Annotated in this window: 4 protein-coding genes; 3 read left to right on the top strand and 1 reads right to left on the bottom strand. The window is 60.1% G+C overall.

What is annotated here, in order from left to right; genetic code table 11:
- Positions 1-652 precede the first annotated feature (652 nt).
- The 3 genes from JNN07_06485 to JNN07_06475 all read left to right on the top strand — a co-directional run bounded on the left by JNN07_06485 (position 653) and on the right by JNN07_06475 (position 4,895).
- The gene (locus tag JNN07_06485) at positions 653-2,872 is read left to right on the top strand and encodes a thioredoxin domain-containing protein (GenBank protein MBL9167371.1); all 2,220 of its coding nucleotides are present in this window, start codon (positions 653-655) and stop codon (positions 2,870-2,872) included.
- Positions 2,873-3,025: 153 nt separating this feature from the next.
- Positions 3,026-4,471, top strand: coding sequence for a response regulator (locus tag JNN07_06480; GenBank protein ID MBL9167370.1), 1,446 nt, complete (start codon positions 3,026-3,028; stop codon positions 4,469-4,471).
- 190 nt (positions 4,472-4,661) lie between these two features.
- Positions 4,662-4,895 carry a hypothetical protein gene (locus tag JNN07_06475; GenBank protein MBL9167369.1) on the top strand — a complete coding sequence of 78 codons (234 nt, stop codon included), beginning with the start codon at positions 4,662-4,664 and terminating at the stop codon, positions 4,893-4,895.
- 29 nt (positions 4,896-4,924) lie between these two features.
- Here the strand turns inward: JNN07_06475 and JNN07_06470 are convergent, their stop codons facing one another.
- The gene (locus JNN07_06470; protein MBL9167368.1) at positions 4,925-13,822 is read right to left on the bottom strand and encodes a tandem-95 repeat protein; all 8,898 of its coding nucleotides are present in this window, start codon (positions 13,820-13,822) and stop codon (positions 4,925-4,927) included.
- Positions 13,823-14,018 lie beyond the last annotated feature (196 nt).

Below are 14,018 nucleotides of genomic sequence, written 5' to 3'. Positions count from 1 at the left end.
ACTCCCACGCCCGCTACATCAACGCACTGGCACCAATTCTATTCGGGGGAACTCGGTTTCCTCGATCTCCATTTTCTCGAGAGGAAGTTACGCCGGAAAGGCTCCTATGTCGAGGCGGAAGTGGCTGGGAATTAGATGGTCCAGGGGTGGGTGGGGGGAGGGGCTGCTGAGTTATGAGTTATGAGTTATGAGTAGGAGTGAGTTATGAGTTGCGGAAGGGGACATTGTTCATTGCTCATTCGGGTCACTCATCGCTCAGATGGCACGCCCTGCGGGGTGCTCCGAAATATAAATAACCGCCCTATCCGGGGATCTGCGATCGCCCGGCTAATGTCTGGGAACCCCTGCGGGTTCCGGGCAAGGGCGTGACGAGTGATGAGTGAGGAGTTGTTGCGAATTGCTCATTTCACATTGTTCTGTTGGGGAGCTGGCACGCCCTTTCGGGGTGCAGGAAATAGAGGGACGGCTTTCCGGGGATCTGACGATCGCCCGGCTAAGTTCTGGGAACCCGTTCGGGTTCAGGCCCCCAATGTGAAATGTGAAATGTGAAATGTGAAATGAACAATGTGCAATCCCACCTCCCCTCCTCCCCGCCTCCGCCCTTCTTCGGGGGGCTTGCTTCCTGGGTCTCGCAGGCTACTTTCACCCACCGGTGCGCACTTCATTCCATTTCATCATCGCCCTGACCGGCACGATGGCTATCGATGCCAACCTGGCTACCGGGGCTCGGGCCGCCGCGCCCTCATCGCTTTCGCCTCTACCTTCGCCGGCGTCTCCATCCAAAGTCACCCGCTCGTCACTTCCTACTTCTATGCCGACGCCTCACTCCCCCGCTCACACGAACCGCCTCGCTCGCGAAAAATCTCCCTACCTGCTCCAGCACCAGCACAATCCCGTGGATTGGCACGCCTGGGGTGAAGAGGCTTTCGCCAAAGCTCGCGCCGAGAAAAAACCAATCTTCCTCAGCATCGGCTACTCCACCTGCCATTGGTGCCATGTCATGGAACGTGAATCCTTCGAGAAGGAGGATACCGCCGCCGTGCTCAATGCTCACTTTATCAGCATCAAGGTCGATCGGGAGGAGCGCCCGGATGTCGACAAAATCTACATGACCTTCGTCCAGGCCATGACCGGCAGCGGCGGATGGCCGCTCAATGTGTTTCTCACCCCGGATCTGAAACCGTTCTTCGGCGGCACCTACTGGCCGCCCGAAAAGAAATTCGGCCGTCCCAGCTTCAAGGATGTTCTCCTGCAAGTGCACCAGGCCTGGACCAATCAGCATGAGAAGATTGCCGAGTCCGCCACCAGCCTCCATGGACAGCTCCAAGAACTGGTGGCACGCGAAGCCGACTCCACCGCCACCCTAAAAACCAACGATCTCCACCAGGCAGGTGCCTCCCTCAAGGAAGGCTACGACAGCAAGAATGGCGGCTTCGGCAAGGCCCCCAAATTTCCCACCCCCAGCCATCCGCTCTACCTGCTCCGCTACGCCGATCGATTCCAGGATGCCGAGGCGACCCGCATGGTGCTGCACACGTGTGACAAGATGGCGGCCGGCGGCATCTACGATCAGCTCGGCGGCGGATTCTCGCGCTACTCGGTCGACGAACGCTGGCTGGTGCCACATTTCGAGAAGATGCTCTACGACAATGCCCAGCTCGTGCAGCTCTACCTCGATGCCCATCTCGCCGGCGACCGTCCTGAGTTTGCCGCCGTGGTGCGCGACATCCTGCGCTATATTTTGCGCGACATGACCCACCCCGACGGAGGTTTCTACTCCGCCGAGGACGCCGACAGCGAGGGCAAGGAAGGAAAGTTCTATTGCTGGACGCGCACCGAACTGCAGGAGTTGCTGACGACGGCCGAATTCAAAATCGCCGCCCGCTACTTTGGCATCACTCAGGAAGGAAACTTTCACGATCACAGCGATCCCGAGGCTCTGCCCCACCAAAACGTGCTCAGCATCGCGGATGACAAACTCAATCCGGAGGAACGGCAACTGCTGGCCAGCGCCAAGCAAAAGTTATTTCAACGGCGTGCCAAGCGAGTGCGGCCTCATCTGGACGACAAAATACTCGCATCCTGGAATGGCCTCATGCTCGGTGCCGTGGCTCGGGCCTACGCCGTCCTGGGAGATGACCTCTACCTGAAGGCGGCAGAGAAAAACCTAAGTTTCCTCCAAGCGAAACTCTGGGACCCCGCCACCAAAACGCTCTACCACCGCTGGCGCGACGGCGAGCGCGACCGTGTTCAGCTCCAGGAATCCTACGCCTTTCTGCTGAGCGGAACCCTGGAGTTGTACCAGGCCACCCTGGATCCCCGACATCTGGAATTCGCAATCGCGTTGGCGGAATCCATGATCGAGCGGTTCTACGATCGAACCGACGGCGGGTTCTGGCAAAGCACCTCGAACGTCAAAGATCTGATTCTAAGGGTGAAGGAGGACTATGATGGTGCGGAGCCCTCCGGCAATTCGGTGGCGATCCTCTCACTGCTGAAACTGGGGGCGATCACGGAGCGAACCGACTTCCGAGCGGCGGCCGACAAGAGCCTCGCACTATTCGCCAAGCGCATGAAGCGGCAGCCGCAGGGGTTGGCCTTCATGCTCATGGCATTTGACTTCGCGCACGAGGAGCCACGCCGGGTGGTCATTGCAGGAGACCCGGGCGACCGGCACACACGATCCCTGCTCCAGGCCGCCCACGCCGTGTATCAGCCGGGAAAAGTGATCCTGGGCACAGCGGGTCCGGTAGAAGCCTTCGCGCGGACATTGAAGCCCCACGAGGGCAAACCCACGGCCTATGTGTGCACCGGCACCGCGTGCAAACCGCCTGCCCAAGAGCCGCTGGCTGTGAAAAAATGGCTCAAGTGAGGCGACCCCACGGGTGAGTTGCCCCACTTCGGGACAGCGGAAGCGTGACAGTTCAACTTGGGGCTGCCGGGTGCCGATGTTGGTGATGTGGTGATAGCGAGCTGGTAACTCGTTCCACCTAGGAGACGGTGAACCAACACGAGCTCGACCAGGATGTCCTCTGAACCCCAATCGAATCCGTCGGGAGACTTACCTCTCCTCCCCGAGCCCGCGCCGGCCCCGACCCACCAGGACACCTTCTTCCTCTCGCGCGGCCGCCTGCTCATGGAAGCTCCCTTGGTGGAGCTCGCCGGATTAGCCGAGCAGATCATGGCACAGGCCGAGGCACTGGGTCATCCGCAATTGGTGCCTGAGTTTCGGGGGCTTCGGGATCGAGCCAATGCGTTGCGGGCCGAACTCACCCAGGTGACTCCTGCCCAGGCAACCCTCGCGCCTCAGCCCGCTCAACCCAGCAAAGGGACCCGCTTTCTACTCAAGTGGCTGGCGGCGAACAAAACGGAAGCCGAGAAACGAATGCTGGCGGAATCTTCGGCCACCCGCCAAGCCACCAACCTGCTGGTGGTGGAGGATGAACCCGAGATTCGCGATCTGGTCGCGATGCTGCTGCAGAACCTGGATTACAACCTCTCGATCGCTGAGGACGGGGCGCAGGCCATGGACATTCTCAAGCACTCGAACATCGATCTGGTTTTGCTCGATCTGCTGCTCCCCGAGATCAACGGCTATGAGCTTCTGGAAGAGATGAAGGCCAACGAGGCCTGGCAGAACATCCCGGTCATTGTGCTGAGCGGCACCACCGACATGGACAATGTGGTTCGCTGTGTGGAACTCGGGGCTGAGGACTTTCTCCCCAAACCGTTCAATCCCCTGCTCCTTCGAACGCGCATTGCTGCGGGGCTGGAAAAAAAGCGCCTCCGCGACCAGGAGCAGGCATTTCTCCAGCAGCTCAGCACGGAACGAGAAAAGTCCGAGCGCCTGTTATTGAACGTTCTGCCCGCCGCCATCGCGGAACGCCTCAAGCAGGGCGAGGAAACCATCGCCGAGAGCTTTCCGGATGTCACCGTGCTGTTCGCCGATCTAGTCAATTTTACCAAGCTCAGCGAGCAAACCCCCGCTCCTAAACTGGTGGAATTGCTCAACGAGGTGTTCTCGGCCTTCGACCGTCTCGCGGAAACCATCGGCCTGGAGAAGATCAAGACCATTGGCGACAGTTACATGGTGGTGGGGGGGGTGCCCCTTCCCTGCGCCAATCACGCCGAGCGTGTCGCCCGCATGGGATTGGCCATGGGGGAAGCCATTCACGATTTCAACCGTGTCCACGGCACGCAACTCGCCATCCGAGTCGGTATTCACTCAGGCCCCGTCGTCGCCGGGATCATTGGCCGGCGCAAGTTCAGCTATGATTTGTGGGGCGACACGGTGAACCTGGCAAGCCGCATGGAATCCCACGGCCAACCCGGTGAGATTCAGGTCAGCGAGGCCACCAAGCTCAAGCTGGGAGGCCTGTTTCAGTTCGAAGCCCGAGGCCCCATTCTCATCAAGGGCAAGGGCGAACTCCCCACCTTCCTCCTGCGAGCCCACTCCGGCAAGCAGCCCTAACCCTAACCGGGGATTCCCCGAGGCCACGGCCGGGAACTCCCCGTCTAGCCGATCCCTCACTTCGATGGCACAGTGCTCCATCCGAGGGAATCCTCACTGAGCGTCGGCCGCACCCAGCAGAACTTCTCTGGCCAGCGGGCTGGCGCCATGGAAATCCCGAGGACCAACACGACAACTCCCGTACTCACACATGAAACGCAGTCTGTGCATCCTAGGATTGAGCATCGCCACCTTAGCCGCCACCAACGCAACGGCCCAGTCCGACCCTCAATGCATCGTGCTCAAACCCCGAAATACTCACGATAATCTGCGAGTGGTGCAGAACGTGCCCGAAGCCGGGACGACCGCCGCTCTCCTGGGATTTTCCACCCTGGGACTCGCCTGGATGGCCCGGCGGGTCAAGTCAAAGCTGCAGGCGAGCTAGCGCTCAGTAGGGTTTAGGCCCGGGTCGGGTCATTCGATGCGCCTGAGCCGGAAGTAGCGGGTAGGCCGGGCGATGTCCAACTGGACGCGAAACTCCTCGCCCACCTTGGAGACACGGTCGGGAACCTGGCTCCAAGCCGTTTCGGTAGCGAGCCGCGTCTCGAGAACGTAGTCCGTCGCCCAACCTGGCCAGGTCAGGATCAGCGCGGGGCGCGGACTTCGTACCGCCGTGAGTCGAGGCAAGCGCAACACGTTCACTAAAAAGGATCGAACCGTGGTGTTAGCTCCCCCCAGATCCAGGGGGCCATCGTCCTGAACCGTAATGGTCACCCGCGATTCACCAAACGCGCCCACGACGGGAGAGAGCACGAGCGTGGCCCGATTGTCACCGCCAACATATTGGATCTCAGGGGTGGGCAGGAGCGTGGGATTGGCCGAACTGACCGACAAGGAAAGTCCCTGCACTTCCTCGAAGCCACCCGCCCCCAAACCGGTGAGCGGGATACGCGCAGGGGAGGAGAGGAAGGCCAAGGTGATGTCCTTGGGAGCATCGAGAGTGGGGGCATCATTGACCGGTCGCAGTGTCACATCAAAGAAGGTGGTCGCGATGTCTCCATTCGCATCATACACACTCACAAAGACACGCGCCTGACCGAAGCGATCGGCACGAGGCGAGAGGTTGAGACGCCGCTGCAAGCCAGTTCCGGTCACCGTGATGCCTGCATCAGGAAGCAGAGCCTGGTTCTGGGAACGCCCCACCACTCGGAGCACCGAGGGCTGATCGTCCCGATCCGATAACGTCACGTCCACACCCAGTCCCACCTGGTCTTCGAGCCCCTCCAGATTGGCGATCGGAGCGATTTCCGGAGCGTCGTTGACCGGGGTCACAGTGACGGTGAACTGGGTGCTGGCCTGGGCTCCTTCCAGATCACGCACAAGAATAGTTACGTTGGCCGAGCCGGAACGATCCGCAACCGGCACGAGCCGGAGTCGCCGGGAAGCCTCGGTTCCCGTCACGACCAAGTTTGCCGCAGGCAGCAACTCAGAGTTGTCGCTGGAGACCTCTACCTGAAGCTGATTGAGCGGAGTATCAGGATCGCTCACTGTGAACTCGATTCCCTCTAACAACGAATCCTCAGGCAAGACCACCGAAGCCAATTCGGAGATCCGCGGAGCATCGGCGACCGGGCGTATAGTCAGCACGAAGCTGCGGCGAGTAATGCCACCTCGGCCGTCATCAACCCGAACCGTCAATTCGAAGGTTCCATACTGATTTGTATCCGGAGTCAGTTTCAAGACTCTCTCCGCCCCAATCCCCTCGATGGCGATTTGATCCAGTCGCAGGCCTGAACCTTCGGGCAAGCCCACGCTCACCGCCAGTAATTGCACATCGCTCTCGATATCACTGAGCAGCAACGGAATCGGAGGCACGGGCTGATCCTCGTCCACCGTCACATCGGACAGGGCTTCCAGCGAGGGCGCATCGTTTACAGCAGAAACCGTAAGCGGGAACTGACGGACAGCCACGCCGCCGTGCGGATCGCGCAGTATCAGGACCACACCGGCAATTCCGGACTGATTCAGGATCGGTGAAAGATTCAAGGTGCGAGCACTGCCCGTTCCCAGAATCTGAATTCCTTCATCGGCCAGAACCTCCGAGTTGGTCGACCGGGCGATCAGCGTCAACTCCTCAGGAGCCGACTCCACATCGCTCACGATCAGTTGAATCTCCGAACGCGGAACGTCCTCGGAGGTGGACTGTTCGGCAATCGATGAGATTTCGGGAGGCTGATTCCCAGTTGGATGCCGCACGGTAAAGCGGACCTCGCGCAGGCTCGAGGCACCTTGCGGGTCCTGAGCCTCAACCAAGAGGGTGGCAACGCCAAACAAGCCAGGCGCGGGGGTTATAGTCAGAATTCGCTGAGTTCCGTTCGCGTGCACCTGGGTGCTACCCGGAGGAACGAGCAACGAATTGTCGCTGGTGATGTAAACCAAGATTTCTTCAGCCGGCGATTCCAGATCGGAGAGATTAAAGCTAAGGGTGGCGCCGGCCTCACCCAGCACCATCTCAATGGGTGGCAATTCGGGAAGCACGGGAGGGTCGTTCACCGGCACTACCGTCAGTGCAAGCGGCCGCCGAACCTCCCCGCCGTCCTGGTCGCGCAAAACCAAGGTTAGCTCCGCTGTCCCTGAAGCGTCCGGACGCGGCGTAACGGAAAGGGTCCGAGCCGTTCCTGAGCCGCCGAAACTGACACCCTCCGGAGCGATAAGATCCGGGTTTGACACTTCTAGCGAGAGAAGCAAGTCGCCGGCCGCTGTCTCAACATCCGCCACGGGAATCACAATGGGCGTACTGGCCGTGTCCTCCGGAGTGAGAATGGTGGTGGCGACTTCTCCGATCGATGGCAGATCGTTGACGGGACGAATGTTAACCTGGATGGGCAGGATGGCCGATGCTCCCTCCCCGTCGGTAACCTCCAAAACCACTCTCGCCAACCCCGCAGCATTAGGATTGGGATGAATCACCAATTGCAGCCCGCCGCCGCCCGGAGTGAAGACCAGGGATGAATCGGAGAGAAGCTCGCCGTTCTCTGAGGTCCAACGTATGGCCAACAGTTGAGAGACCAGCGCATCATCCGAGAAAGTGAGCAGGACCGGGGTGCTGGGGGTGTCCTCATCCATCTCAATGAGCGCCGGCACCGTCACGGTCGGAGCATCATTCACCGCCTGCACCTGGAGAGCGATCCACGCGCTAGAAACCCCACCGTTCGGACCCAGGACCGTGAAGAGCAGCCGGGTCGCCCCGTACTGGTTGAGGCCCGGGCTGAGAACCAAGGAACGCTCCTCACCTGTGCCTTGCAGGGAAACGCCCTCCTGAGGCAACAGGACCAAGTTCTGCGAAACCGCGGTGATGCTCAATGAATCGAGACTGGAGTCCGGATCTTGGATTAGGATTCCAGACAGGGTCACCGGCACATCCTCCATGGTCTCCAGATCGCGCAGACCACTGATCGACGGCGGTTGCAGACCATCCGGATGAGTGACAATGAGCCTGAAGACATTGCTCGAGCTTTGACCTTCCGGATCCCGCACCATCAAGGTGACGTCCACGTTCCCGAATCGACCTGGCGCCGGAGAGAGGCTGACGGTTCGCAGCGAACCGCTTCCACCCAGGACAATCCCGCTTTCAGGGAGCAACACCGGGTTCGAAGAACTGGCGAGCAACACCAGCAAGGAGGCGTCGCTTTCCAAATCCTCCACGGCGGCTTCAACAAGAGGAACCTCCGTCCCCAGCGGCACAGTGAGACTGGCTACAGTCTGGACCCGCGGCGCGTCATTGATCGGCTGCACAGTCAACAGGAAGCTGAGCGAGGTGACCCCGCCATCGGGGTCGGTGGCATTCACCGTGATGGTGGCGCTGCCAGAACGATTCGCGTTCGGATGAATCACCAAGTAGGGGTTCTCGTCCACGATCGCAAACTCAAACCCGCTGTCTTGCACCAGCGACGGGTTGCTGGAGGAGGCGGTCAACTGAACCGCCAGCGCCGGACTTTCACGGTCGGTGACCTGGATCCGAATGGGCGCAAGTGGGACATCTTCTCCCGTGATGAGATCCTCGATCGCGGCGAGCGTCGGCGGATCGTTCACCGGCTGAACGGAGACCTGAAACTGAGACTCACCTCGGGCACCCTCGGCATCGGTGGCGGTGACCGTCACGGTCGCAGTCCCGGAGGCGTTGGCGCCCGGTCGCACCTGCAGACTCCAGCCCAAGCCCACTTGCTCCAGGTGTAAACCGGAAGCGGGAACCAGCCCCTCATCCGAGGACCGAACCTGCACGAGGGCCTGGCTTCCCGGGGAAGCATCAACATCTTGAACGTCGAAGGGAATTACCTCGCTCGCCGCGTCCTCTTGCAGAATAAGATCCCGCAACCCAACCACCTGCGGTGCATCGTTCACCGGCTGTACCGTCACTTCGAACGATCGGACGGCCAACCCATCCGCTTGATTGCGTGCGGAAATGTAGACAGTGGTCGTTCCAGAGGCGTCGCGGGCTGGCGTAATCACGAGAGTTCGCTCCGCACCGGTACCTTGGATCACCAGGCCAGTCTCCGAAATCAGGGAAGGGTTAGCCGCGATCGCCAGAATCGAAAGCTGATCCGGTGGGGTGGCGGCATCCTGCACCGTGAACGAGATGCTCTCGCTGACGTGGTCCTCCAGGAGGATCAGCGGCTCAATCTCGGTGATGGACGGCGCGAAGGCGTTGGCGGAGGAGCGGACTCGGCAGCGGAGCTTGCCGACGACGGTGGCTCCCGCTTCGTCTGCCACCTGAATGAGAATCTCGGCATCACCAAAACGTCCCGCAACCGGGGTCACTGTCAGCGTGCGGGAAGCTCCCGATCCTCCCAATACCAGGCCGGAGGAAGACACAAGCCGGGGATTGCTCGACCACACCGAGACCAGGAGTTGGTCCGCGGCCGATTCGGCGTCGGCCACCTCGAAGGGCACCACGGTCGGACCCGCGTTCTGATCGATCACGAGGTCCTCGATGAGCGCAACCGTCGGAGCATCGTTCACTGGATCCACAAGCACACGAAAAACCGTCCGGGCCGAGCCGCCCTGGGTATCGAGAACCTCCACCGTCACCTGAGACTCACCAAATGCATGAGGTGCGGGTCGAAGGCTCAGTTGCCGATCTTCGGAGTCACCCCGCACCGCCAGATCTCCCCCCAGAAACAGATCCCGATTCGACGAGGACACGGTAACCTGGAGGCTAGCAGAGGCCGTCTCGAAATCGGATATCCGGAATGGAATCAACAAGCCCTCGTGATCCTCCGGGATACGCTGATCAGGCAAGGCAGAGAGGGAAGGCAGATCGTTGATGGACGAAACGGTGAGGGTAAAGTCACGACTCGAAGTTCCTCCCTGCGGATCCGTCACTCGCAAGGTGATCAGGGCTGTCCCCGACTGATTGGGCAGCGGATCCCCCGCCAAGACTCGGTCGGCTCCCTCCCCCGTGATCCGAAGCTGGGTGCTCGGGATCAAAGTTTCATTACTGCTGCTGGCCGAAAGGACCAACTCCCCGGCTACCGACTCCACGTCGCCAACCACGAATGGCACACTCCAACCGAGGTCCTCGTCCACCACCACGTTCGGAATACTCGAAAGGGTCGGCGGATCGTTGACCGGTTGCACAGTGACCCGGACTACAGCCACCGAAGAATCCAGCTGCCCATCGTTCACCCAATAGCTGAACGAATCGGTTCCTGCGAAATCGGGGTCGGGAGAGAAGGACACCAGGGGCGGGTTTCCGGTCAGCCGCCCGTGCTGAGGCTGGGCCAGAATACGATAAGCAAGCGGCCGGCGCTCGGGATCGACACCACGAAGGGTGACATCGACGGGGGTGTCCTCCAGGGTCGTCAACTCGAAAGCTTCCGCAACGGGTGCGTCATCTGGAACAAACGTGCGGTCGACGGAGTAAAGAATACGATCCAACCGCGCTGCGGCGCTCAGCGGTCGAAACCGAAGAGTGTGAGCTCCCGGCGTGAGCCGCAGCAGCCGCGGGTTGATCGCGAACGGCTGGGCGCCTCCACGACCGTTGAGTGGCACCCATTGCCATCTTCCCTGCCCTCCGTCCTCAATGGGCAAATCGAAGATATCCTCCGGAGCAGAGTCCACCTTCACCCCGAAGCCAGCCAAACCCTGGCCCGTAATCCAGACTCGAGCCCAGACCGAATAGTCGCCCGAGGTTAAGGCCAGCACCGGGAACTCCATTCCTCCCTGACCTGCGACAGCCGAACTCGCGTAGGCGCCGCCCGATGCCGTCGGGTCAGGTTGAACCAAAACGGGGGGAGTATGCTCCGCGGCCTCCGCTTCGAAAAACACGGCGTTGGTTTGGACCAGAGTGGTGGAGTTTACCTGCAACAGAAACTCCGTCGCCGAGCTGAGGCCCTCATCGCTGACTACCACCCGGATGACCGCGGTGCCGAACCGCAGGGGAGCTGGGGTGATGGTCAGTCCGCGTACCCCGCCGCTTCCATCCAAGACCAATCCCGAGGGGGGAACCAGCAGGGAATCGGAGGACGAAGCGCTTACGGTCAAAGCCGAGGCAGGCGACTCGGGATCGGCAATCGTAACCGAGATCGGGCCGATCGGAGTAGCTTCCTGGGTGATATGGCCGGGAATCAAGGCGATGGTGGGTGCATCATTCACCGGCTGGACCGTGACGCTGAACCGAGTGACCGACTCAGTGTTGAAGGAGTCACGGACTGTTAAGGAAATTTCCGCCGTTCCGCTTCGATCGCGGCTTGGGGTAATGATCAATTGACGCTGGCTGCCGCTGCCGCCGAGCGCCAGGCCGTCCACTGGTATTAGGCTGGAATCCGACGATGCCACGGACACAATCAGGGCGGAGGCGGGCGTTTGCACATCTTCGACCGTGAAAAGGATGGGAGCGGAGGGAGTGTCCTCAAACAGTGTCTGCCGGGGAACCGACGAAATCCTGGGCGGAAGACTGTCGATCCAGGTTGCGATTAGGAGCACACCATTGGTATCGACGACGTTCCTCCCCAGCGGTGGCATGCGAACGGTGTCCAAGCTGCTCAGGCGGTGGTAGAGAATAGAGCGACTGGTGCTGCCAGGAGTGATGATGGAGGGGGATTCCAGGCCGAGTGGGTTGTTGAAGAGCCCGTTGATGAGGTTCTGGGAGACCAGGGGAGTTTCATAGCGGGCGTCAAAGTAGGCGGCACCCACGGCGGGATTGTGGCAGTAGCTGCAGTTCGCATCGAGATATGAGCGCGCGCGGCGTTCCAAAGTCGCAACATCCTCACCCTCGCGGGTCAGAGTCGGGAAATGAGGAATATCGGATTCCTGGATCGGCGGTGAAAAAAGTCCAACGTGATTGAGCGCCCTGAGCTGATTGTCCGTCCTTCCGGTTTGGGGGTACAGAAACTCTCGATTGAGCTGGCGGGCGGTTACCCCCAGAACGCCTTTACTTTGCGTGTTATGACAGGCCAGGCATTCCTGCCGGCTGGGATAATACCAAGTCTGCTTGCGCTCCCCCCCATCCAAGGTGCGGATGGAGATCTCCTCCTGGAGACTGGTGGTGAGCAGGTCGGCATCCGTCCCATCCGCACGCCATTTGTAGGTCAGACCGTAGACATACCCGTTGGTGTTCCGGATCAGAAACCGGGTTTCGAGTCGCTTGAGAATCGCGGGATTGGACTCATCGATGGGCAGCTCGAAATGCTTTACAAAAACCGATCCAGCCGGGAAGTTCCAGAAGCCATTTGAGGAGAAGCCCACGGTCTCATTCGCACCGTACGGGGCGACCGTGCCGGGCACGGCGAACCACCTCGACTTGATGGCGCCATCCGACCAGAAGGGTACATTCATCTGGTAGGGGATCATGGTGTCTGCGACGCGAAATGAGGCGGGATCCGAGAGGAACCCGGTTTGGGAGATGAGCTTCGGCACTGTTCCGGCGGAGATGCTGCTCGAGAGCTTGTAGATCTGTCCGTTCCCGAGGTGACACATGTATAGCTCCCCTTGGTGGTCCGTGCCAAAAGTGGAGATTCCGGTGTGATAGGCTCCCGGGGGCATATTGCAGAGGTAGGTCACTCGGGGGTCGTTCACCCCATCGTAGTCCATCGCCCAGATCCGTCCGCTGCCGTTATCCGCAAAAATGTATTTACCACCCAGTTCTACTCGATGCTCGGGCCCCCGATAGACATAGCCACCAATGATGCAATTCAGGCCATTCTCGTGCTTGAACTGGTGGACGGGAGGAGACTGTACTCCGAGGGAAGGCGTGAACGGTCCCATGGGAAAATCGCTGGTCCCTTCTCGATCCGGCCATTGGTAGTTCTTGCCCTTCTCCACCAGGTTAACTTCCTCGTAGAGCGAGGCGCCAACGTCGCCCAGCCAAAGATGCCCGCTCTCAAAATCGAACGAGATTCGGTGCGGGCTGCGGAAACCGAGCGCGAAATACTCTTCCAGAACGCCCCCGTCAGGATCTTGCCAAGGATTGTCGTTGGGGATGTAGTAGTTGGCGGAGAAGCTCACCGGCAAATCAGGAGAGGCCGACAGCGGTTGACGTCGAATCGGATGGCTACGAGCGGGATTCTTATCGACGTCGATCCGGAACACACCACCAAACAAGCCACGATTGATCCGCTGGGCGCTGAAAAGGATCAACGCGGCCCCTTCCCCTTCGTCCCCAGCACTCCAATAAAGGTAGCCGTCCGGTCCGAAAAGAACTGAGCCTCCGTTGTGCCAGGTGTGCCGGCAGTACTGGCTTACCAAGATCTGCTCCGACTCGGGATCCGCCACGGACGATCCATCCGGGATGGTAAACCGGGAGAGTCGGTTGAACCCCTGCGATCCGGACGGGACTAGCCCGGGGCCCACAAAAGGATTGGTCGAGTAGCGATAGTGAACGTAAAAATAGCCACGATTCGGTGATCCGGGGAGGCCGAACTCCGGATGAAACGCCATGCCGAGCAATCCGCAGAGGCCGTAGCCTTGCACGCGGCTACGGATGTCGAGAACGGTCGTTTTGGCGCTGGTCCCCGGGTTGTTCTCAAACGACCAGATCTGTCCTTGCCGACCGCAGACATACATTCGAGTCGACCGAGGTGCAAAGGTGAGATTGACTGGATCTTCGAAGCTCAGATTAGGGAAAGCCTTCACTGTGGACCAACTTCCACTGACAGCGGAAAGATCCTCCGGGAATGCTCGGTTCAGGAACGGGGCGACCGCCTTACGTTCGTCGAGTCCATAGGTGGCCGAGAGGCCTTGGATTCCGGCGAGACAGAAGATCAGGATGACAGTGGCAAGGCGACGCACGCCGAACTGCTCCCGTGCCCTGGGGTTCAGAGCCTGCCTCCGTGGAAGAATCACCCAACGCCAGCTTCTGCAAGATCCGTGCATGTTCATAAGCCAACTCCTACGCTACCTCTATAACCCATTTCCGTTGGGAACACCGAAGGAAGGTCTTCGTCCAACAATAAGCTCGAATCCGCAGGCACATCCGATCGAGCCCAAGAGGCTCCTCTCGACAGCACGGCAAAACCGAACAGAACTGCCACCCCAGGTAGCATGGTGTAATTAGAATCTTAAACGTGGC

Source organism: Verrucomicrobiales bacterium, assembly GCA_016793885.1.
In the GTDB taxonomy this organism is placed as follows: Bacteria; Verrucomicrobiota; Verrucomicrobiia; order Limisphaerales; family UBA11320; genus UBA11320.
This window is presented reverse-complemented; position numbering and strand designations above follow the sequence as displayed.